This window comes from Agrobacterium sp. CGMCC 11546, assembly GCF_013365515.1.
In the GTDB taxonomy this organism is placed as follows: Bacteria; Pseudomonadota; Alphaproteobacteria; order Rhizobiales; family Rhizobiaceae; genus Agrobacterium; species Agrobacterium fabrum.
This window is the reverse complement of record NZ_CP047388.1, coordinates 101690-124908: the sequence shown is the minus strand read 5'-3', so window position 1 is coordinate 124908 and position 23219 is coordinate 101690. Positions and strand designations below refer to the sequence as shown.

16 protein-coding genes are annotated in these 23219 nt (G+C 60.2%); 7 read left to right on the top strand and 9 right to left on the bottom strand.

Annotated elements, in window-relative coordinates; genetic code table 11:
• Window positions 1-292: 292 nt before the first annotated feature.
• Both GSF67_RS15450 and GSF67_RS15445 read left to right on the top strand, forming a co-directional pair.
• The gene (locus tag GSF67_RS15450; protein ID WP_006311360.1) at window positions 293-2095 is read left to right on the top strand and encodes an ABC transporter ATP-binding protein; all 1803 of its coding nucleotides are present in this window, start codon (window positions 293-295) and stop codon (window positions 2093-2095) included.
• Window positions 2096-2275: 180 nt separating this feature from the next.
• Window positions 2276-3877 (top strand): ABC-F family ATP-binding cassette domain-containing protein, encoded by a 1602-nt coding sequence (locus GSF67_RS15445; RefSeq protein ID WP_006311362.1) that lies wholly within the window; start codon window positions 2276-2278, stop codon window positions 3875-3877.
• Here the strand turns inward: GSF67_RS15445 and GSF67_RS15440 are convergent.
• Genes GSF67_RS15440 through GSF67_RS15425 form a run of 4 tightly spaced genes read right to left on the bottom strand, consistent with a single transcriptional unit; the run spans window position 3871 to window position 8463 of the window.
• Window positions 3871-4821 carry a spore coat U domain-containing protein gene (locus GSF67_RS15440; RefSeq protein WP_006311363.1) on the bottom strand — a complete coding sequence of 317 codons (951 nt, stop codon included), beginning with the start codon at window positions 4819-4821 and terminating at the stop codon, window positions 3871-3873. The genes GSF67_RS15445 and GSF67_RS15440 overlap by 7 nt on opposite strands.
• Window positions 4818-7256, bottom strand: a complete 2439-nt coding sequence (locus tag GSF67_RS15435) for a fimbria/pilus outer membrane usher protein (protein ID WP_006311364.1) — start codon at window positions 7254-7256, stop codon at window positions 4818-4820. Before GSF67_RS15435 ends, GSF67_RS15440 begins: the two co-directional genes overlap by 4 nt.
• Complete coding sequence (locus GSF67_RS15430; protein ID WP_006311365.1) at window positions 7228-7944, bottom strand: molecular chaperone; 717 nt, start codon at window positions 7942-7944, stop codon at window positions 7228-7230. Before GSF67_RS15430 ends, GSF67_RS15435 begins: the two co-directional genes overlap by 29 nt.
• 21 nt (window positions 7945-7965) lie before the next feature.
• Entirely contained in the window at window positions 7966-8463 is a 498-nt protein-coding gene (locus GSF67_RS15425) for a spore coat U domain-containing protein (protein WP_035214789.1), read from the bottom strand.
• Window positions 8464-8826: 363 nt separating this feature from the next.
• Between GSF67_RS15425 and GSF67_RS15420 the strand changes: the two genes are divergently transcribed.
• The 4 genes from GSF67_RS15420 (at window position 8827) to catB (ending at window position 15185) form a co-directional block, all read left to right on the top strand.
• Window positions 8827-11616, top strand: coding sequence for a bifunctional aconitate hydratase 2/2-methylisocitrate dehydratase (locus GSF67_RS15420; protein ID WP_006311367.1), 2790 nt, complete (start codon window positions 8827-8829; stop codon window positions 11614-11616).
• 407 nt (window positions 11617-12023) lie between these two features.
• Complete coding sequence (locus tag GSF67_RS15415; protein WP_006311368.1) at window positions 12024-13967, top strand: methyl-accepting chemotaxis protein; 1944 nt, start codon at window positions 12024-12026, stop codon at window positions 13965-13967.
• A gap of 201 nt (window positions 13968-14168) precedes the next feature.
• Complete coding sequence (locus GSF67_RS15410) at window positions 14169-14351, top strand: hypothetical protein (protein ID WP_006311370.1); 183 nt, start codon at window positions 14169-14171, stop codon at window positions 14349-14351.
• A gap of 204 nt (window positions 14352-14555) precedes the next feature.
• Window positions 14556-15185: a type B chloramphenicol O-acetyltransferase gene (gene catB, locus GSF67_RS15405; RefSeq protein ID WP_006311371.1), complete on the top strand. Its 630-nt coding sequence runs from the start codon at window positions 14556-14558 to the stop codon at window positions 15183-15185.
• Window positions 15186-15239: 54 nt separating this feature from the next.
• Here catB and GSF67_RS15400 read toward each other — a convergent pair whose 3' ends face one another.
• The 5 genes from GSF67_RS15400 to GSF67_RS15380 all read right to left on the bottom strand — a co-directional run bounded on the left by GSF67_RS15400 (window position 15240) and on the right by GSF67_RS15380 (window position 21894).
• Window positions 15240-17042 carry an NAD(P)/FAD-dependent oxidoreductase gene (locus GSF67_RS15400; protein WP_035214810.1) on the bottom strand — a complete coding sequence of 601 codons (1803 nt, stop codon included), beginning with the start codon at window positions 17040-17042 and terminating at the stop codon, window positions 15240-15242.
• A 112-nt stretch (window positions 17043-17154) separates the two neighbouring features.
• Window positions 17155-18228: a 2,3-butanediol dehydrogenase gene (locus GSF67_RS15395; RefSeq protein WP_006311373.1), complete on the bottom strand. Its 1074-nt coding sequence runs from the start codon at window positions 18226-18228 to the stop codon at window positions 17155-17157.
• 157 nt (window positions 18229-18385) lie between these two features.
• Complete coding sequence (locus GSF67_RS15390; RefSeq protein WP_006311374.1) at window positions 18386-20269, bottom strand: sigma-54-dependent Fis family transcriptional regulator; 1884 nt, start codon at window positions 20267-20269, stop codon at window positions 18386-18388.
• Window positions 20270-20393: 124 nt separating this feature from the next.
• Window positions 20394-20717, bottom strand: a complete 324-nt coding sequence (locus GSF67_RS15385) for a tetratricopeptide repeat protein (protein ID WP_006311375.1) — start codon at window positions 20715-20717, stop codon at window positions 20394-20396.
• Window positions 20718-20814: 97 nt separating this feature from the next.
• A complete protein-coding gene (locus GSF67_RS15380) occupies window positions 20815-21894 on the bottom strand; it encodes a LacI family DNA-binding transcriptional regulator (protein ID WP_006311376.1) in 1080 nt (359 codons plus the stop codon).
• Window positions 21895-22133: 239 nt separating this feature from the next.
• On the opposite strand from GSF67_RS15380, the gene GSF67_RS15375 reads away from it, so the two are divergent.
• Window positions 22134-23111 (top strand): substrate-binding domain-containing protein, encoded by a 978-nt coding sequence (locus GSF67_RS15375; protein WP_006311377.1) that lies wholly within the window; start codon window positions 22134-22136, stop codon window positions 23109-23111.
• Window positions 23112-23219: the final 108 nt, after the last annotated feature.

Below are 23219 nucleotides of genomic sequence, written 5' to 3'. Positions count from 1 at the left end.
ACCTGCTTGGCAAGCTCGAGCGGCTCAGCTACAAAATACTTCACCGCGTCAGATCGAACAAAGGGAGGCGTTGCATGACATCATCATTCATCAAGACCCTCCCGCAGGGAATGACCCGACACTAGGTCATATCCATTCGCGGCCCGCCTTATGCGCGCCCGACATGCGGTTTTCTTTTCCTTCATAGCCCGATTGATCTGACGGGATCATCTTGTCTCCCGCCCGGGCTGTGCCGTCCAACTTCCGTTTTTGAGGACCGGTCGTCCTGTTTCGTGGCGCCGGGCTGGTTAAAATGTCTCGCAAGAAGCTCGATTTCCGCGCCGATGCCTATCGCCATGTGCTCGGCTTTGTTTTCAACCATTGGAGCCACCGAAAGGCGCTCGTGGGTTTCATCATCGTGCTGGTGGTTGCCAGCACGCTCGCCGAAGTGATGGTGCCGGTCTTTTCCGGCCGGATCGTTGATGCCATCGCTGGTGACAATGGGGGTGCCAATGCGGGTGATGGCGCTCTGCGCGCTTTCGTCATCGTGGTTGCGCTTGGCTTTACCAGTGTTGTGCTGCGCTGGTTCATCTTCAACGGCATCATCCGGCTGACGCTGAAGACGATGGCTGACGTCACCAATAACGGCTTCCACAAGGTGCAGCGTTTCTCCACCGACTGGCACGCCAACAGCTTTGCCGGCTCAACGGTGCGCAAGATCACGCGTGGCATGTGGGCGCTGGATTCGCTCAACGACCTGCTGCTCGTCGCGCTGCTGCCCTCCATCGTCATGCTGATGGGTGCCACCATCGTGCTTGGCAGTTACTGGCCGGTCATGGGCCTGATCGTCGGCCTCGGCTCGCTGATCTATATCGGTGTCACGGTCGGGCTTTCGATGGGTTATGTGTCGCCGGCGGCGCGGCTTGCCAATGCCTGGGACACCCGGCTTGGCGGCGCGCTGGCGGATGCGATCAGCTGCAACGCGGTGGTCAAAGCCTTCGGTGCCGAAACCCGTGAAGAAACGCGGCTTGGTCATGTGCTGGTGAAATGGGACAATCGGACGCGCAGAACCTGGAAACGTGGAACGCTGAACGGCACGATCCAGAGCTTCATGATGGTATCGATGCAGGCGGGCATCCTCGGCACCGGCCTCATCATGTGGCAGAAGGGTCTGGCGACAGCGGGCGACATCACCTTCGTGCTGGCGATGTTTTTCGTGTTGCAGGGCTATCTGCGCGATGTGGGCCAGGATATCCGCAACCTGCAGCGCGCCGTCAATGACATGGAAGAGCTGGTGCTGCTCGACAAGATGCCGCTGGGTGTCGAAGACAGGCCGGACGCCAAGCGGATCAATATCGGCAAGGGCGAGATCGTCTTCGATCATGTCACCTTCCAGTATGGCGCGCATGCAACCCCGCTTTATGAGGACTTCTCGGTCACCATCAAGCCGGGCGAGCGTGTGGGTCTGGTCGGTCACTCCGGTTCGGGCAAGACAACCTTCGTCAAGCTCATCCAGCGCCTTTACGACATAAAGGCGGGGGCTATCCGCATCGACGGGCAGAACATCGCCGATGTCACGCAGGCGAGCCTGCGCGGCCAGATCGCCATCGTGCAGCAGGAACCCATCCTGTTCCACCGCACGCTGGCGGAAAACATCGCCTATGGCCGGCCGGATGCCTCGCGTCGTGAGATCGAGCAGGCGGCGAAACAGGCGAGCGCCCATGATTTCATCATGTCCCTGCCGAAGGGTTATGAGACCATGGTGGGCGAACGCGGTGTCAAGCTGTCGGGCGGCGAGCGCCAGCGCGTCGCCATTGCCAGGGCGTTCCTGGCGGATGCGCCGGTGCTGATCCTAGACGAAGCGACGTCAAGCCTCGACAGCGAAAGCGAAGTGCAGATCCAGCAGGCGATGGAACGGCTGATGGATGGCCGCACCACGCTCGTCATTGCCCACCGTCTTTCCACGGTCCGGGCGCTCGACCGGCTGCTGGTGTTCGACAAGGGCAGGATTGTCGAGGAGGGCGACCATCAGGCGCTGATCCGCCTCCATGACGGCATCTACCGCCGGCTGTTCGAGCGGCAGGCGCTGGAACTGACCAAGGGCCTGGTGGCCTGAAAAAAAGAAATGCCGGGGGCATCCTCCCGGCGTTTCCTTCGGAACATTGAACCCACGCCATGAACGCGCCGCTTTGTTCGCGTAAGGGCGTTTTCTCCGCAATACCAACAGGATGGTGCATCATGGATTTCAACCCGATCACAAAGCCGCAACGCCTTGTCATCAGGAGAACCCATATCCATGCCGCATGCCATCACCCTTTCAGACCTCTCGTGGGCAACACCTGACGGTCATCTGCTTTTTTCCGATATCAATCTTCGCTTCGGCCTCGAACGCGTTGGCCTTGTGGGACGCAACGGCGTCGGCAAGACGACGCTTCTGAAGCTGATCACCGGTGAGCTGCTGCCATCAACAGGCACGGTCTCCCTTTCCGGCAGGATCGGCGTTCTGCGGCAAAGCGTGCAGGTCGGGGACGATGAGACCATCGCCGACCTGTTCGAGGCGCGCCATGCGTTGCACGTCCTTTCGCGCGCGCAGGCGGGAATGGCAACGCTCGAGGAACTCGGCGATGTCGACTGGATGCTGGAGGAGAGGATTGCCGAGGCGCTGGCCGTGGTTGGGCTCGATGCATCCCCCCTCACACCGCTTTCTGCGCTCTCGGGCGGGCAACGCACTCGGGCAGCGCTTGCCGCGCAGATCCACGCCGTGCCGGATTTCCTCATTCTCGACGAACCGACCAACAATCTCGACCGCGACAGCCGCATGTTCCTTGTCGATTTCCTGGCGGTCTGGCGCGGCGCAACGATCGTGGTCAGCCATGATCGCGAGCTTCTCGAGACGCTCGATGCCATCGTCGAGATGAACACGCTCGGTGCCATGCGCTATGGCGGCAATTGGAGCCATTATCGCGCGCAAAAGGTGCTGGAACTGGCCGCTGCAGAACAGGACATTGCCAGCGCCGAAAAGCGCCTCTCCGAGGTCAGGAAGAAGTCGCAGGAGGCATTGGAACGCAAGGCGCGCCGTGATGCGAAGGGGGCCGCAAAAGCGGCGAAGGGAGACATGCCGCGCATCGCTGCCGGCGGTATGAAGAGGCGCGCCGAAAAGACGAGCGGGGACAATGCCAATCTCGCCAGCCGCCTGAAAACCGAAGCGGCGGATGATTTGCGGACGGCACGCGAAAGGATCGAAATCCTGCAGGACGTCACCGTCACGTTGCCGCCCAGCGGCTTGCGTGCGACTAAAACCGTCCTGAGCCTGCAAGGTCTGACCGCAGGATATTTTCCCGAAAATCCCGTGCTTAAGGATCTGTCCTTCGAGATAACCGGTCCGCAACGGGTCGCCGTCACCGGCCCGAATGGATCGGGAAAAACGACGCTGCTATCGGTGATAACAGGGGATTTGCCACCCTTTGCAGGCAGCGTTTACCTCGGTGTCAGCGCCGCGTTCCTCGATCAGCAGGTCAGCCTGCTGGATGCGACGTTGTCGATCCGCAATAACTTCCTCAGGCTCAACCCGCAATCAGGGGAAAATGCCTGCCGGGCAGCGCTCGCGCGCTTTATGTTCCGTGCGGATGCCGCCTTGCGGATCGTCGGAACACTTTCGGGTGGGCAGATGTTGCGTGCCGGCCTTGCCTGCGTTCTCGGTGGCCCGCAGCCGCCGCAATTGCTGATCCTTGATGAGCCGACGAACCATCTGGATATCGATTCCATTACGGCCGTGGAGGCGGGTCTCAGGGCCTATGACGGCGCCTTGCTGGTCGTCAGCCATGATGAGGCGTTTCTCTCCGGCATCGGTATCGATCGGCGGCTGGAACTTGGCGCCTTACCCGGTGCACGTCAGTAATTTACCGTCACGACGACGGTATCGGCGTAATTTCCGGGTGCCGGTGTATTCTGCGCCGGCACGCGCCCAAAGACGGTCAAAGTCTGCAGGCTGCCGTTTCCGGTGCCGGTGGCGATTTGCCCGGCGGCGCTTCCCCACACATTGGTGCGGCTTACATCGCGATAGAGGCCGTAGATGATCGACGCAGCACCCTGCACCATCTGGCGCGCGGCGGGCGGGCTGTTGCTCAGGCCGCCATTCAGCGCCACGCTGTAATTCAGGCCGTTGGTGCAGGTGAGATTGATGGCGCCATTCGCATCGACCGCCGTATTGAGTACGCCGTGACTGCCGAAGTTGATGTTCTGGGCCGAGATGATGCAGGTGGGCGCCACCGCGGCCGAAACGGTGAAAGGTACCTGCGTTGGGTTCTGGGTGACGGAGGAACAGCTGGGCGCCAGGAGCGTGTAGCTTGTATAGGTGAAGTTGGTCTCGCCGCCGGCAAAGCTGGAAAGATAAAGGCCGCGTGCCGCAGAGGCCTGGCTCGCATTGATCCTGCCGTAAACCGTGCGGCTCGTGGTGTTGATCAGCAGCGGCAACGCCATATCGATCGGTGGCGGCGAGCCGAGCGCCGGCTGGGTGACCGATCCCCAGGAGGTTGTTCGGGCAGAGTTCTGATAGAGCTGGTAATTGAGGATGTTGCTCCCCTGGAGCATCCGGCGGATGCCGCCCGACTGTCCGCCGCTGCCGGCATTGATGTTGGGGCAGATGCGAATGGAAAGCGCCAGCGACAACGGGTTGTTGCAGGTCACCGACAATGTCGCCGTGGTGTCCACGGCTGCGCCGCCCGCGAGGTTGACGAAGCCGAAATTCATGTCCGACATGCTGAAGGTGCAGCTTTGCGCCAGAACGGGGGAGGCGGCGAAAGAGGCGGCGATGGCGAGCGCCGCGCGGATCAGGACTTTCATTGAACGCTCCTGCAGAGGGTTTCGAGAGTGGTGCGTTCAGCGCCTGCGGTGGAAACGGTGATCTTGGCCTCGCATTTTCCCCTGGTGGGTTGCGTGATGCTGAGCCGATGGGTCTCGCCGATATTGTCGAGATAGGCCTGTCCGTCATAGCCGACGATGAACTCGCGCTTGCCGTCGATCGTGCCGGTTGATCCGGTTTCGATGAAGTCGCCACTTTCCGTCTTCAAGGTCACCAGCGCCACCTGGCCCTCGGTTTCCACCTTGAAATTGACGACCGCGCCGGCGCGCTCGGTCGGTCGCACTGTCTGTTTCGTGTGGTCGATGCGGGCATCGACCGGCAGGTTGCTGGGGTCGAGCGTGATGTTATTGATGTCGTAGGAGCGCAGGTTCGGCAGCAATATCTTGCCGCGGCGGTTCGTCTGGCCGATCGGGCGGTTTTCGAGCAGAATATCGACACCGGGTGCCCCCGCATCCACGACGGCGAAGGCGTCATCGATCCGGTTGCCGATAAAGACATCGCCGCCGGCGACCGCGATCGATCCTTCGATCTGGGCATAGGCCTGTGTCGTGCGGTTGAACTGGTCGACACCGGCCGAAACGCGTGCGGCACTGCCGCGATAGCTGCCGGATGCGGAGGCGACATCATTGCCGCCAAGCGCGCCGCGCAGCCGCCAGCCGTAACTTCCCTCCGCCTGTTCTTCGGATTTCACGACCTCAGCCGTCAGGGAATATCCATCGGCATTGGAGGACATGCCGGCGGAGCCCGAGACGCCGCCACCGAAAGACCAGGAGAGGCCGGCAAAAATGCCGTAGGAGTTGCTGTCTTCAAGGTCCTTATAGGCGGTAATGAAGATATTACCGTTTTCGCCAAATGGCCGCGTGGCGGAGAGACCGAGAAGGCGGGATCGGCGCTCATCGAAGGTTTCGAGCTGGGTGTAGGAGAAATTCAGGCTTGTCTCATCAAATCCGAGCGGCGTGGAAACGGAAATCTGGTCGAGGGCGCGCGGCGGCCGCACGCTGAGCAGCCCTGAAATCGGCTGTATTTTCGACGTATTGGCGGAGACGGATGCCATGTCGTTATAGTCACCGAACGCTCGTTGCGATCGCGCGTTAAGTCTCACCCCGAGCAGTTCGGCCTCGACGCTTGCGGAAATCTGATAGCCGCTTTCATCGCCGAAATGGCTAGATGCGCCGGAAAGTGCTGCCAATCCATGGGCTCCGAGCGTGAAAACACCGCCGAGGCCGATATTGTAGAAATCCTCTCCGCCTTCCGCATGGCCTTCGACCGTGAACCCGTCCGATACGCCGTAACGCACCGTCGCCGATCCGAGCAGCCTGTCGTCATAATCGAAAGACGAGGTTCCGTAGTCGCGCCGGGCAAAACCGAGTTCGGCCGAGAAATCGACGAGACCCTTTGCCAGCAGGTCGGGCGAGGTATAAAACGGCGTTTCCGACACGATTTCGCGGCCGAGCGCATCCCGCACCACCAGCCTCGCATTGCCTGCGCCACTGATGACCGGAAGATTGGTGATGGAGAAGGGGCCTTCCGGCACATCCTGCGACAGGCGGCGGATATTGTTGACGTAGACATCAACCGTGGAGGGCACCGCGGCGGAACCGGCAAATTCGGGCATGGGCATGGTGACGATATCCGGCCGCAGATCGAAATTCCGGCGGATCTGCAGGCCGCCCAGCCGGGTGGGGCGGGTCCAGCTCAGCCCGCCGGTAATAAGGTCACCGGCCCGATAGGTGGTCAGTGTTTCTTCATTCGAATAGCTCCAGGTGGTATCGAGGCGCTGGGTGTCGAATTCCGACAGGCGCGACGTGCTCAGAACCTGGGACGAGGACAATACGCCGAGCGGGCCGAAGACCCGGCTTTCCAGAAGGGCGGAAACGCCGTTGAAATCGGCGATGTCAGACCATGTGCCACCGCCTGACGAGCCATAGATCGTGTAATTCACCAGACCTCCAAAGTTGCTCGTGGCCTTCTCCCCGGTCTCGTCGCCTTCTTCGTTCGTGCTTTTGCCAGAGGCGTCGATCACCTTGTTCGCCCGCGCCGCCATGGGCAGGGTGAAATGCACGGACTGGGTGCTTTCATCGTAACGCGCCGTCACCTCGGGCAGCCGGGAGACATCGATCCAGCCATCCGCACTGACCGCGCTCTCGACCGGGGAAATTCCGATATTCTTCAGCTGATCCGGTTCGATGAGGAGCGATCCGGCGTCGTTTTGGCGAAATGTGGCGATCAGGTCCGTCGAAACATCATTGATGTAGACTTCGAGCTGCAATTGTCCCGCTTCTCCTGCGGCAAAAGAAGGCGCTGCTGCCGCAGGGGGAATATCCTGCGCCATGGAGAAATTGCCCGAAAAAAAGACCGTCAAACCGGCAATCGTCAAAACGGCAAGGTCAGCCGCCCGAGACGCGCGCCGTCGCATTGACGGGGCCGCCTTCGCTGTCTGCCGAAATCTTCAGCGTGCCGCCGGCCTTGCCGCCCGTTGCCGGAACGAGGAAGGTTGCCGCGGATTTGCCAAGCACATAACCCACGAGGCCCTGCTGCCGGCCAATTGGCTGGCCGTTGCCGCCTGACAGTATCAGGTTGGCAATCCTGATGCGCCTTTCGCCTGCGTTCGACACCGAGACCTTGTAACCCTTGCCCTGCGGCGTCACCTTCCAGACCGGCTCTGCGTCACCGGTGGAAGCGGGCGAGAAGAAAACGGGTATGGAGTGGCGGACCACCAGATTGACGGTGCCGGATTGCGGTTTTCCCGCTGGCGGCAATTCGTCGACGATGATGCGGTAACTTTCCTCCGCCCTGACGGGTGTTTTGGAGAGCCGGACGATGCGGATTAGATTTTCCGCCCCACCCTTCAGCTGCGTCATTGGCGGGCTGGCGACGACGTCGTTTACCGCCGTGTAGACATCCTGGCCGTTCTGCTGGGTCCAGCGGAAAATCCGGACCTGCACGTTGATCGGGGTTTTTGCATCGTTCCAGATACGAAGGCTGGAGGCCGCTGTCGGGGCCTTGAGATCGAGAAGAACGGGGGCGACCCGCAAGGATGCAGCCTGTGAAGGTGAGACACTCAAACCGGCAAAAAACGCAGCCGCTAAGGTAAAAAGACGCATGCGCGATCCTCCCTATGGCGATCAGTAATTGAGCGTGGCCGTCACCGTATCGGTATAGACGCCGACCGCGGGTGTCGTCTGGGCAGGTACGCGCCCAAAGACAGTGAAGTTTTGCGGTGCCCCGGTTCCCGTGCCCGTTTGCCGGTCCGTTCCCACGGTATTTCCCCATACCGTGCTATGTGCCGCAGTCGTATAGAGCGAGTAGGAAATGGTCGCACCCGCAGCCGACGTCATCAGCCGGTTGGCAACCGTCGCGCCCGAGCCGGCGCCGGCGCTGAGGCCGAGGCTGAAGGGCGTGCTGGCCGTACATTGCACGACGATCTGACTGGTGACGTCGATCGGGGCGCCGATCACGCCGTTGGTCCCGAAATCGAGATTGCCGGCCGAGTTGATCTGGCATGCCGCCTGAATGGTGATCTGGACGTTGAAATTCGTCGTGGCGACCTGCGCAAGGCCTGAAGCCGGTGTGAGGACCAGTGCCGCCAGCGATAACAAGTAGCTTGATGCCGAAAACCTCATGCTGCCTCCCAAGCTGTCGTGCTGCCGATTGGCCATGCACGCCATCCAATTACGCCAATAGCGGGTAATTAGAATAAGCTAATACTCGCGCCGATTTGGTTAATAATTTATTAACGGCGAGAACCGGAAAACTTCCGGGTGAAATGCACTATCGGTTGCAACTCTATGAACGCTTGCACGGGCCTTCTCGAGAAGACCCAGTAACCGGCTTTTTATCGATCTACGAGTTCTTTACCGGAGTGCGGCATCTTGTCAGCCGGCCCGGGTTGGCGTAGTCGAAAACGACAGAAACCCGGGGCTATCGATGCCACCGTCCGGTGGCGTTGTGTTTGGCTCCATAGACACCATGACGTTGGGATTGCGATGAACCTTTACCTGGATTACCTGGCTGAAATCAAAAGCAGAGAAACACTGGGTCTCGCGCCCAAACCCATCGATGACGGCGCTCTGACGGCCGAAATCATCGAGCTCATCAAGGATGCCAGCAGCGAATATCGCGCCGATGCGCTGAAGTTCTTCATCTACAACACCCTGCCGGGCACCACGAGTGCTGCCGGCGTCAAGGCTGCCTTCCTGAAGCAGATCATCCTTGGTGAAGTGCTGGTGCCCGAAATCACACCTTCCTTCGCGCTGGAGCTGCTGTCGCACATGAAGGGCGGTCCGTCGATCAAGGTGTTGCTCGATGTCGCGCTCGGCGACGATGCCGCGATCGCCGCCAAAGCGGGTGACGTTCTGAAGACCCAGGTCTTCCTCTACGACGCAGACATGTTCCGCCTGCGTGATGCCTACAAGGCAGGCAGCGCCATCGCCAGAGACGTTCTCGAAAGCTACGCCAAGGCCGAATTCTTCACCAAGCTTCCCGATGTCGACGATGAGATCAAGATCGTCACCTTCATCGCCGCCGAAGGCGATATTTCCACCGACCTTCTGTCTCCCGGCAACCAGGCGCATTCGCGCTCCGACCGTCAGCTGCACGGCCAGTGTATGATCTCGCCGGAAGCGCAGGCGCAAATCGTCGCGCTGCAGCAGCAGCACCCCGACAAGCGGGTGATGTTGATCGCCGAAAAGGGCACGATGGGCGTCGGCTCGTCGCGCATGTCGGGCGTCAACAACGTGGCGCTGTGGACCGGCAAGCAGGCCAGCCCCTATGTACCTTTCGTGAATTACGCGCCGATCGTTGCCGGCACCAACGGCATTTCGCCGATCTTCGCGACCACCGTCGACGTGACGGGCGGTATTGGCATCAACCTCAAGAACTGGGTGAAGAAGCTCGGTGAAGACGGCAAGCCGATCCTCAACAATGACGGCAATCCGATCCTCGAGCAGAAATATTCGGTCGAGACCGGCACGGTCCTCAAGATCGACGCCAAGAACCGCAAGCTGCGCGACGAGAACGGCACCGAACTGGTGGACCTCGCTTCTTCCTTCACGCCGCAGAAGATGGAATTCATGAAGGCCGGCAGCTCTTACGCTATCGTCTTCGGCAAGAAGCTCCAGACATTCGCGGCTCAGACGCTCGGCGTCGAGGCGACCCCAGTCTTTGCACCGAACAAGGAAATTTCGATCGAAGGCCAGGGCCTAACCGCCGTCGAGAAGATCTTCAACCGCAATGCCGTCGGCGTCACCCCCGGCAAGGTGCTGCATGCCGGCTCGGACGTTCGCGTCAAGGTCAACATCGTCGGTTCGCAGGATACGACCGGTCTGATGACCGCGCAGGAACTGGAAGCGATGGCGGCCACCGTCATTTCGCCGCTCGTGGACGGCGCCTACCAGTCGGGCTGCCACACCGCTTCCGTGTGGGACAAGAAGGCGCAGGCCAACACGCCGAAGCTCATGTCCTTCATGCACAATTTCGGCGTCATCACCGGCCGTGACCCGAAGGGCGTCTATCATTCGATGACGGACGTGATCCACAAGGTGCTGAACGACATCACCGTGGACGATCGGGCGATCATCATCGGCGGCGACAGCCATACCCGCATGTCCAAGGGCGTGGCCTTCGGTGCTGACTCCGGCACCGTCGCGCTGGCGCTCGCTACGGGCGAGGCGACCATGCCGATCCCGCAATCGGTCAAGGTCACCTTCAAGGGCACGATGCAGCCTTACATGGACTTCCGCGACGTGGTGCATGCCACCCAGGCGCAGATGCTTCAGCAGCACGGCGACAACGTCTTCCAGGGCCGCATCATCGAAGTCCACATCGGCACGCTGCTCGCCGACCAGGCCTTCACCTTCACCGACTGGACGGCCGAAATGAAGGCCAAGGCGTCGATCTGCATTTCCGAGGACGAGACGCTGATCGAGTCGCTCGAAATCGCCAAGTCGCGCATCCAGATCATGATCGACAAGGGCATGGACAATGCCGCCCAGACACTCAAGGGCCTGATTGATAAGGCGGATCAGCGTATTGCCGAAATCCGCTCAGGTGAAACGCCAGCGCTGAAGCCAGACGCCAACGCGAAATATTTCGCGGAAGTCGTCGTCGATCTCGACATCATCAACGAACCGATGATCGCCGACCCTGATGTCAACAACAACGACGTCTCCAGGCGCTACACGCACGACACGATCCGCCCCGTTTCCTATTACGGCGCGACCAAGAAGGTCGATCTCGGTTTCGTCGGTTCGTGCATGGTGCATAAGGGCGACGTGAAGATCGTTGCGCAGATGCTGCGCAACATGGAGAAGTCCGAAGGCAAGGTCGAGTTCAAGGCACCGCTCGTCGTTGCCGCACCGACCTACAACATCATTGATGAGCTGAAGGCGGAAGGGGATTGGGAAATCCTGCAGAAATACTCCGGCTTCGAATTCGATGACGTCAACCCGAAGACCTCGAACCGTACCGAGTACGAAAACATCCTCTATCTGGAGCGTCCCGGCTGCAACCTGTGCATGGGCAACCAGGAGAAGGCAGCAAAGGGCGATACGGTTCTCGCGACCTCGACCCGTCTCTTCCAGGGCCGTGTCGTGGAAGACAGCGCCGAGAAGAAGGGTGAATCACTCCTGGCTTCCACCCCGGTTGTGGTGCTCTCGGCAATTCTCGGCCGCACGCCGAGCATTGAGGAGTATCGCTCAGCCGTCGAAGGGATCGACCTGACGAAGTTCGCCCCGCCGAAGACAACGCCGATCGATTCCCAGTCGGTGCATTACTAAGCACCGGATTTCGCAGGCCTCGGCCTGCGAATGCGGGCTCGCCTACTGGCATCAGATGAATGAACGCAGCGGAAATCGATTTCCGCTGCGTTTTCATTTGTATGGAGAAGATTTTTTATCATTTGGTTTAGCGGTTAAAACCGGTTTTGCCTGCCGAATTGTCAGCACTTGCATAGCCCGGGTAACACTTCATTTAGTGATTTCGTGAAATCTAAAATACGCAGGTTCCAAGGTTTCATCCGGAGCCGGTAGAACAAGCGGAGCCACCTTGAGCTGCCCCAGCGGCGGTTCAAAAGGCATCCGCTTGTCGCCCTATGAGGAGGGGCAACAGCTACCCGCGATGTTTCATCATATGGTTCCCGGCCGCCCTAATCGACGGCTGGAGAGCGCTTGCCTTGAGGCCATTCATGTCTTTCCTGAAGAATACCAAGATAAAAACGAAGGTCGTTTTTGTCATTTCGTTGATGAGCCTGATGTCGCTTTCCGGAATAAGCTACGTCAGCCTGCAATATAAAAAAACCGACGCCGTCTATAGCGATTTCATCGGCCATGAGGCACTTGCTGCGGTGCTGAACGCCAGAACCAGCGGCAATCTCAATGCGCTCGGTATGCAGATGCTGCGCGCCAGCCTCAACGACCCGGCGAGCAGCGATTTCGAAGCGGCGGTCAAAACCTTCAGGGCGGATCGCAAGCAACTCGAAGAGCGCCAGAACAAGATCATGGAGCTGGTGCCGGCGCGCACGGATGCCGCTCGCGACATCCTCAAGGGTGTTGTCGAGGTCGAGGAGATCGGCAACCAGGTCATCACCCTGATGCAGGCGGGCAAGCAGGCCGAAGCGCAGCAGATGGCGCTCAACGTGCTCAGGAAGATAACCGAGGTCTCGCCGAAAATCAGTGCGGGCAACGAGCAGCTCATCCAGGTCATGAATGACGGCAGGGAGCGGCTGACGGCGAGCACCAATACGACGATCTGGACGGGTCTCATCACCCTCGCACTGGTGTCTATCGCCCTGATTGCGCTTGGTCTGCTGGTCTCGTCGCGCGGCATTACCACGCCCATTGCGCGGCTTCGCGCCCGAATGGAATCGCTCGCCGCCGGTGATACGGCAAGCGAGATCGACGGCATGGACCGCAGGGATGAAGTCGGACAGATGGCCGCCACCGTCCAGGCCTTCCGCGAAAACGCCATCGCGCGCGTGCGGCTCGAGAATGAAACCGAAGCGAACCGGTCAATGTCCGAGAAAGATCGGATCGAACGCGAAAAACAGAAGGCGCAGGAGGCCGCCGACGTTCAGTTCGCAGTCAACAACCTCGCCACGGCGCTGTCCAGGATTGCTGAAGGTGACGTGACCTACCGCATTGCCCAGTCTTTCGTGCCAAATCTTGATGGTATTCGTGGTGACTTCAACAGGGCTGCGGAACAGCTGCAATCAACGCTGACCCAGGTGGCTCAGAATGCACGCGGCATCGATGCCGGCGCCAACGAGATCAGATCCGCCGCGGACGATCTGGCCAGACGCACGGAGCAGCAGGCTGCGGCGGTTGAAGAAACGGCAGCGGCTCTGGAAGAAATCACCACGACGGTGAAGGATTCCACCAAGCGGGCGCAGGAAGCCGGCCACCTCGTTGGCCGCGCGAAGATCGGTGCGGAGAAATCCGGAGAAGTGGTTCAGAAGGCCGTCTCCGCCATGGAGCAGATCGCGACCTCCGCCAATGAGATTTCCAACATTATCGGCGTCATCGACGAGATTGCCTTCCAGACCAACCTTCTGGCGCTGAATGCCGGCGTGGAAGCGGCCCGTGCGGGCGACGCGGGCAAAGGCTTTGCTGTCGTCGCGCAGGAGGTTCGCGAACTGGCGCAGCGTTCCGCCAATGCGGCCAAGGAGATCAAGAACCTGATCACGACGTCGAATGGGCAGGTTCAGCAGGGCGTGCAACTGGTTGGCGAAACGGGCAAGGCGCTGGAACTGATCGTGACGGAAGTGCAGGAAATCAACCGGCACGTCGCCGCCATTTCGGAATCGGCTCAGGAGCAATCCTCCGGCCTGCAGCAGATCAATACGGCTGTGAACCAGATGGATCAGGACACCCAGAAGAATGCCGCCATGGTGGAAGAAAGCACGGCGGCAAGCCATGGTCTCGCCCGCGAGGCATCGTCACTCAACCGGCTGATTGCGCAGTTCAAGCTCCATGAAGCGGGTTATGCGGAGACCGCAGCACCCATGCGCACGGCATCGGCGGCCGACAGGCCGGCTGCTTCGCCCGCCCGCGCCCTCGGTGGAAGGATCAGGGCTGCGTTTTCCGGCAACGCGGCGTTGAATACCGCAGCGAACAACTGGGAGGAGTTCTGATTCTCACCCGCTTTCAGCCCTTGCTTCCGGCAGGGTGCTGAGGGCATCGTTTCAGACATGGACACCGGGGATCAGGCTCTGATCTCCGGTGTTCTGCTTTTCACCCTGCGCCAGCGCCGATCTCGTACCCTGTTCTTTGCCTTTTGCATTCACGCCCGCTAGGTTTATCGCAACTGTCTGCAATACGTCTGAGGGGGAGCCATGATCGCGGCCTATATCGATGAATTCATCATGTTCTGCGCGGGCCTGTGGATGACGCTGGTGGGCTTCGGTTATCTGGCTCTCTCTAAAAACCCCGCTTACCAGCCGCGGGTGGTGCGTCATTTCAAATGGATGGGGCCGATGCTGATCGGGATCGCGGTCATTCTGGCCATGGCGTCGTGAGGCCTGACGACCGTTCTGCGGCAGCGCTTGGCCTTCGGCGTATTTTGGGCTAACCATGAGCCATGATTAAGGCCTCGAGTATCACCTGCATCTAGCTCCCGCCTGAGCGCGAGGAGCATCCGGCGCGAAACCGGTCGGTTTTGCGCTTGGCGTATGCTTGCCTGAAGGCAAGCGAATGCGAACAGATGCAGTGAGATTATCTTAATGGAAAACTATTTCGAAAGCCCGTTCCGGGGCATTACGCTCGACAAGCAGGTGAAGAGCCCGAACCTGGTGGTCGGAAAATACAGCTATTATTCCGGCTATTACCACGGCCACGGTTTCGAGGATTGCGCCCGGTATCTGCTGCCCGATGAGGGCGCGGACAGGCTGGTGATCGGAAGCTTCTGCTCGATCGGTTCGGGCGCCGCCTTCATCTTGGCGGGCAATCAGGGCCACCGCAACGAATGGATCAGTACCTTCCCGTTCTTCTTCATGCCGGAGGTGCCGGAATTCGAGAATGCCGCCAACGGTTATCTGCCGGCGGGCGACACTGTCATCGGTAACGATGTCTGGATCGGTTCGGAAGCGATCATCATGCCCGGCATCACCGTCGGTGATGGCGCGGTAATCGGAACGCGGGCGCTGGTAACGAAGGACGTCGAACCCTACGCCATCGTCGGCGGCAATCCCGCAAAAACGATACGCAAGCGGTTTGACGACGATAGCATCGCCTTGCTGCTCGAGATGAAATGGTGGGACTGGCCGGCGGAGCGGCTGAAAGCTGCGATGCCGTTCATGACCAGCAGCAATGTCGCAGATCTCCATCGTTTCTGGCTGTCCGATAGCCTCTAGCGGTAAAGATTGCCGGCCCGTCCAGACAGGGCGGGCCGGCGCTTTCCGGCTGGATCAGGAGAGATGATGTGGCTGCTGCAGCCCATAGACGGGAGTGTTCAACCCCGCCTGTCTGGCTTTGAGCTGAAGCGACAGATATTGCGAATAATGGCGCGACTGATGCAGGTTGCCGCCGTGGAACCACAGCGCGTCCTGCCGGGTCGGTTTCCACATGTTGCGCTGCTCACCTTCCCAAGGACCGGGATCTTTGGTGGTATTGGAACCGAGGCCCCAGCATTTGCCTACCTTGTCCGCAACGTCTCGCGAGATGAGGTCCGCTGCCCAGCCGTTCATCGAGCCGTAACCGGTGGCATAGACCACCAGATCGGCGGGCAGTTCCGTGCCGTCCTTCAGCACCACCGTATTTTCGGTGAGATGTGAGACGTCCACGCCGGATTTCAGCTTGATCGAGCCGTCGATCACCAGATCACAGGCACCAACATCGATATAATAACCCGAGCCGCGGCGCAGATATTTCATGAACAGACCGGACTCGTCATCGCCGAAGTCGAGCATGAAACCGGCCTTTTCCAGTGCCGCGTAAAATTCGGCGTCCCGTTCGCGGATCCGGTCGTAAATCGGCACCTGGAATTCATGCATGATCCTGTAGGGTAGGGAGGCGAAGATGAGGTCGGCCTTGCGCGTGGTCATGCCGTTTGCAACTGCGCGTTCGGAATAGAGATCACCGAGGCCGATCTCCATCAGCGAGTCCGACTTGACGATATGGGTGGAGGAACGCTGCAGCATGGTGACATCAGCACCCGCTTCCCAGAGCGCCGCGCAGATATCATGCGCTGAGTTGTTGGAGCCGATCACCACGACCTTTTTGCCGGCATAGGCGTCCGGACCCGGATGCTGCGAGGAATGCTGCTGCTCGCCCTTGAAGACATCCTGCCCGGGAAATTTCGGTACATTGGCCTTGCCGGACATGCCTGTTGCCAGCACCAGCTGTTTCGGCCGCAGCACGACTTCCTGGCCGGCACGATCGACAATAACGGTCCATTCGCCCGTCGCCTCGTCATATTGCGCCGATTTGCAGGTGGTGGAGCCCCAGTAATTCAGCTCCATGACCCGCGTGTACATTTCCAGCCAGTCGCCCACCTTGTCCTTTGGTGTGAAGACAGGCCAGTTTTCCGGGAAGGGAATGTAGGGCAGGTGGTCGTACCAGACCGGGTCATGCAGGCAGAGCGACTTGTAGCGCTTGCGCCAGCTGTCCCCGGGTCGTTCATTCTTTTCGATGATGATCGTCGGCACGCCGAGCTGGCGAAGACGTGCCCCAAGCGCAATGCCGCCCTGTCCGCCGCCGATGATGACGACATAGGGCTGCTCCGCATAGCCGAGTTCAGCGGCTTCGGCCTCGCATTTTTCCTTCCAGGTCCGGCGGCTGCGGTCGTGGCCGTGTTCCGCGCCCATGGGCCGGCGAATGCCCTTTGGTTCCTCGTGGCCTTTCAGTTCGCTCATGGTGGTGAGCAACGTCCAGATCAGCCCGTCCTTCAGGCGGATATGGCCGTAACCACGGGCGACCCCGGTCTCGAACTCGAACCAGCCTTCGGTGACGCCACCGCCTTCAGAGGCCTGCTCCTTCGCATCCTGCACGAAGCCGGAGGGTTTGATAGCGGCGAGCTGGCTCGCCAGCATGTCGTGGATCTGTTCGCGGCCCTCCAGCGTCTTCAGGTTCCAGGTGAAGGTCACGAGATCGCGCCAGTAACAATCCGCTTGAAACAAGTTGACGGCGGCGTCTATGTCGCCGGCTTCAAGCGCATTGCCGAGCTTCAAAAGAACGGTGTCGATTTTGGTGGCGGGACTGACATCAAGCATATTCATCTCCTCCATGGTGCTTGGTCTGATGGCGGAGCGGCGGTGTCGCCGCTCCGAAAGCCAATACCTGCGCCTGCCGGGCTCCTCTTCCCGGCAGGCGCAGGCGAAAAGCCTATTTCGAAAGATCGATCAGGATTTTCAGATGCGTGCCGGCGGGGTCGAGTAGGGCATCGAACCCCTCGGTCACTGCCGTATCCAGCGTGATGCGTTTGGTGACGATCTTCGTCGCCGGCAGCAGGCCGGAGGCAATGAGCCGGATGACGCGCGGCCAATAATGGGTCGGATAGGCCCAGGAGCCCTTGATCTCCAGATCACGGAACGTCACCTGGAACCAGTCGATCGGGTTTTCATGCGGGTGCAGCCCGGTTTGCACGACGACGCCCTGCTTGCGCACGGCGTCAACGCAGGCCTTGAGCGCATGTTCATTGCCGACGCATTCGATCGCCACGTCGCAGCCGACCTTGCCTTCGGTTGCCGAGCGGACGACATCACCGACATTGTCGCGCTTGGGGTTGATGGCGATGACATCAGGGATGACATTGCGGGCAAGCTCGAGGCGGGCATCATTCAGATCGGAGACGAAAAGCTGGGTAGCGCCGGCGGCGCGGGCCGCCAGAAGCGTCAACATGCCGATCGGGCCGGCACCCGTGACCAGAACGCTGTTACCGGCGGTAACGCCACCGCGATCACAGGCATAAACGGCAACGGCCGAGGGTTCCACCAGCGCCGCCTCTTCGTCGGTCATCTCGTCCGGAATTTTCTGAACGTTATAGTCGTTGACAAGTGCGGCTTCCGCCATGCCGCCGCCATCCCAGCTGAGGCCGACCAGTGCCAGCTGCGCGCTAAGGTGAAAAAGGCCACGATCAGCGAAATAATCGCCGGATCGCGGCATGACGAGCGGCTGGATGGAGACGCGGTCGCCGACGCTGACGGAGGTAACGCCTTCGCCGATCGCCTCAACCACGCCGCCGAATTCGTGGCCCAGAATCTGTGGGCCATGGGCGCCGGTAAAGGGATGCGGTTCGGTGGGAATGAAGATCGGGCCGTAGCTATATTCATGCAGATCGGTGCCGCAGATGCCGACGAAACGGTTGCGGACGAGGACCTGTCCCGGGCCAGGCCGTTTCGGCTCGGCAATGTCTTCGATCCGCAAATCCTTGGCTGCATGAAATCTGAGCGCGCGCATGTTTTCTCCTCGATGGCACTTGATGCCAGAGAAGGTGCAATGCCCATGCCAGAACGGCCTTCTCCACCGAAGGCCTGAAATCGCTGGGTTTTGCGGAGCCGCCTGTTTTGCGACTTGCCACAGCTGTGGCGCTACAGCTGTGGCATATGCCTCACAGTCAGTGCGGTTTTCCGATGCCGAGGCGCCGCATGCGGCGATGGAGGGTCGTGCGGTCGACGCCGAGCCGGCGGGCGGCTTCAGAAATATTGCCGTTGCAGGCGGCGAGAAGTGCGCGAAGGTCGGTGCCGCGGCTGTCGATCATGGGGGTTGAGGAGGCGGGGGTGAGCTGCTCCGGAAGGTCCTCCACCGTAATCAGCCCGTCGTCGCAAAGGGCTGCTGCAAAGGCGATCGCATTGTCCAGTTCGCGGATATTGCCCGGCCAGCGGTGGTGCAGGATCGTCAGTCGGGCAGCGTTGGAAAGCGTCAGCGGCCGGCCGGGCATGCCGTGTTTTTCGAGTATCCTGTCGAGAAGCCACGGAAAATCGTCGCGCTCGCTGAGTGCCGGCAGCGTCAGGACCGCGGCGTTCAGCCGGTAATAGAGATCTTCGCGGAATGCACCTGTTCGCACCATGTCGTTCAGGGGACGGTGAGATGCCGAAATCACCCTGAAATCCACCTTCTGCGGAGTGGAACCGCCGACAGGCAGAACCTCGCCTTCTGCCAGAACGCGCAAAAGCCTGCTCTGCGCCGCAAACGGCATGTCACCGATTTCGTCGAGGAAAAGCGTTCCGCCCTGCGCCTCCTCCACCAGCCCCTTGCGCCCTTTCGCCAGAGCGCCGGTGAAGGCGCCCGGCAGATAACCGAACAGTTCACTTTCGATCAGCTGTTCGGGAATGGCGGCGCAATTGACAGCGACGAAGCGGCCGGAAACGCCGCTGGCATCGTGAATGATGCGGGCGAGATGTTCCTTGCCAGTGCCGGTCTGGCCCTGCAGCAGGATCGGCAGTCTTGCAGGCGCAAGTTTCTCCACCTTCCGCCTGAGATTTCGAACTGCCGGGCTGTCACCGCCGATCCTCTCCGTTACCGGCTGCGGTGTCGGGCGGGCAAGCGGAACGCTTGACCTGCGCTGTTGCGGTTCGATCGCGTGCGCATAAAGCACGGTCCCGTCCCTGACGACGATGCGCCTGTCCTGCGGAAGGCTGGAACGGGTGAGGGATGCAAGCTCGTCGAAATCAGCTTCGAAAAATTCTTCCACCCGCTGTCCGAGAAGACGCTCGGGCATGCGCCAGTCGAACCCCCGCGATGCGGCGAGAAGGCGGGCGGCGGCTTGCGTCATGCCCGTGATGCGGCCGGATCCGTCGACCGACAAGGCCGCTTCCGGGTCGACATCCAGAAATTCGGGCGCACCCGCAAAGCGCAAAACGAGGTCATGCCGGCTGCTAGCCATCAGATTGGCAAGTTCGATCCTCCGCACGGTGGAAGAGACCAGATGGCGGGCCATGTTCTGGCTCGTCTTCAGGATTGGTGAACTGAGCAGTGAAATATCCAGCACGGCCGTCAGTGCACCCTGCGTATCGTAGATCGGCGCTGCGGTGCAGGAAAGCGGCGTGTGCGTCACATCGAAATGGTCGGTCTGGTGAATGGTGAGCGATTCACCGGTTGCGATGCAGGCGCCGACGGCGCAGGTGCCGGCGCGGGGTTCCGACCATTCCGAGCCAAGATAAAGCCCAGCCTTGCGCAGATTGTTATTGAAAGAGGGATCGCCCAGGAACTCCACCGTCACACCCTGCCGATCGGAAAGGAGGAGGACATAATTCTGCTCGGCCACCTGCCGGTAAAGCCGTTCCAGGCCGGAGCGGGCGATGTGCACGAGGTCTTCCGCCTGCTGGCGATGCTCGCGAAGACGTGTCTCGGAGACGATGACCGCTTCGCGCGCCTTGGTCGGATCAAGCTGATAGGTGTCGAGGCAACGCCGCCAGGATTCCAGCACCACCGCATCCCGGCCGGTATTCCTGCCCTGGCCGACGGTCTCGATTTCCTTGATATGATCCGAAAAACCCATAAACCACCGGCCCTTGGACAGCCGCCTCCCGTGATTTTTCCGACGATCATAACCAGTTTTATGAAACCTGACCAATATTCCGTCTATTTTTTGGCAGAAGGGACAGACTGAACTTCCGCTGCCATCAACTGGCACTCAGGCTGCGCGTCTGCAAACGTCGAAACCGGACCTCCATCTGCCTTTTCGCCTGGATGTCGCCCCGCCGGATGGCCACTGCCACGCCTTCTATCCAGGCCGCGGCGGCACCCTCGTGATCTCCCAGCCGCTCGCGGCATTCACCGAGTGCCGCCCAGACCGCCGAATAGTCGGGATTCTGCCGGATGGCCTCCTGCAGATGTTGCGCGGCGTCTTCGAATTGCCGCGTGTCCATCAGGGCCTTCGCGAGGGAAAAGCGCAAGACGGGGCTGTCCCTACCGCTTTCCAACACCTTCATGAGCTTTTCAATCATCGTTATTCCGTTGCAATGATGATGCCTGTTGCAAATCGGTACGACGTCAAGCGCGGTTGAGGTCAAGCGGAGATTTCGGCACTTTCGCGAGGGTGTTTCACTTCGCCATACGCCGCAATGCAACCGGGTCCCATATGTCGTCCAGCGGCCCCTCAAGGGCGGTTCGTGGGGGGATGAGCTGCGGTTCGATGATGGTGACTTCGGGCTCCGTCCGGTTTTCTTCCAGCAGTTCGAAGCCTTTCTCGAGCATCTGCGCGATATCTGGTTTGATCATGTAGACGGGGAAGGGAAGAAAAGACGCGAAAGGATCATAGTCGAAGCAGCCGACGACGATGTCGCCGAAGGCCTCGCCGTCATGACGCCCCATGAAACGCAGCAGCCCCTCGAAATTGATCGAAGAATTGACGAAGAAACAGCGGGGCAGGCGGCCCCTGCGGGCGAAGAAACGTTCGAAAGCCATTTCCGTCATATGCGGCGAATAGCCGGTGATTTCGATATCGTCACCGCCCTCAACGCCGAAATAATCGGCTTTCGCTGCATGAAAACCATCAATACGTTCGCGGCTGGCGTGGTCGTCATGGCCGCCGAACAGGATGACATCGTCAGGGCCGAGCGGGCCGCCTTTTGCCGCGTGCGCAAGGATCGCTGCCGTCAAAATTTCCGCGCCGTGCCTGTTGTTGGAAATTACCGAGGACGCAAATTTGCCGGGCAGGTCGATGTTCACATGCGGAAGGGCCGCGCGCGCGCAGACCTGGTGAACGCCATCGGGGTCGGTCACGCCGGCGATGAACAGGGCATCGATCGAATAGGCAATCAGCGTCTCGACGGTGCGTCGTTCTTCTTCGGGGTCGCGCCGGCCGGAAACGACCATGGGCGACAGGCCGCGTTTGCGGGCCTGACCCTCGAAGGTTTGCGCCATCGATGAAAAGAACCGGTTATCGTAAACCGGCACCAAAAGCCCGACGAGCCCGGATTTCGAACTTCTGAGGCCGCGCGCCTGCAGGTTGGTGGTGTAGCGCTGGGCCTTGGCAAGCGAGAGGATCTTGTCGGCGGTTTCTTCCGAAATCCGCCGCTTGCGCCATGATCCGTTCAACACCGCACTGACCGTCGAGGCGGAAGCGCCCGATAATATCGACAAGTCATAAATGGTGGCTTTCTTTGAACTTATGCCGGTCAATGTGATCTCCCCAACTGATTCCGATTATTAGAGCACGCATCCCCTTGACGGAAGGGCGCTTCATGATATGGTTATTGCACCATCGATTGTGCAACTTGGCAATATCGATTGTGCATGATGGTTGCTGTGGGAGTGGCAAGGGAGAGTCTCGAATAAGCGAGATGAGAGATTTTGAACGCGTCCGGGAAAAACGGGCTGCGGGCGGATTTCGTTTGCCGAATTTTTGAGGAGGAACATCAATGAAGAAAATTATTGCTGCGGCGGTTGGTCTGTCGCTGGCGTTGCTCTCGTCCGCAGCCTTTGCCGAAGGGCCGAAGGTGGGCATCGTCGTCAAGATCGGCGGCATTCCGTGGTTCAACGCTATGGAGGCCGGCATCAAGGAGCAGAGCAAGAAGCTCGGTGTCGACGGTTTCATGGTCGGACCCACCAGTGCCGACCCGGCCCTGCAGGTTCGCGCGATTGAAGACCTGATCGCCCAGAAGGTCGATTTCATCGGTGTCGTTCCGAATGATGCGAAGGTGCTTGAGCCGGTGCTGAAAAAAGCCCAGGCCGCCGGCATCAAGGTCATCACTCATGAATCCCCGGAGCAGCTTGGCGCCGATTGGGATTTCGAGCTGGCGTCTGCCAAGGGCTTCGGTGAAGCGCATGGCAAGCTGCTGGCGGAAAAGATGGGCGGCAAGGGTTCCTATGCCGTTTTCGTCGGTTCGCTCACCGTTCCGCTTCACAATGCCTGGGCCGATGCCGCCATCGCCTATATCAAGGCAAACTATCCCGACATGAAGCTGGTCGGCGACCGCTACGGTGTGGCGGAAGACCTCGACAAGAGCCGTTCGACCGCGCTTGACCTGATGTCGGCCAATGCTGATCTCAAGGGTTTCCTCGCCTTCGGTTCGCAGGGGCCGATCGGTGCGGGACGCGCGGTTGAAGAACGCCGCAAGGATGGCAAGGTCTTCGTCATCGGCCCGTTTTCGCCGGGACAGGGCGCCAAGCTCATCAAGTCAGGCGCGCTGACGGGCGGCTTCATGTGGAACCCCAAGCAGGCGGGTGAGGTCTTCATCACGCTCGCCGACCGCATCGCCAAGGGCGAAACACCCAAGGCCGGCGACACTATCGAAGGTCTCGGCACCATCGATCCCAAGGGTAACACCATCGTCGTCGATCAGCTCTTGAAGATCGACAAGGAAAGCATCGACAAGCTTGTTTCCATGGGCCTCTGATCCTCCCCAAGGCCGAAGGCGTCGCGCGGGACACATCGCCCGCGCGACGTCCATCCGAAATTTATGCCGAGCGCCACGTCTGCGATGCTTTCGCGGCGAAAGGAGAGA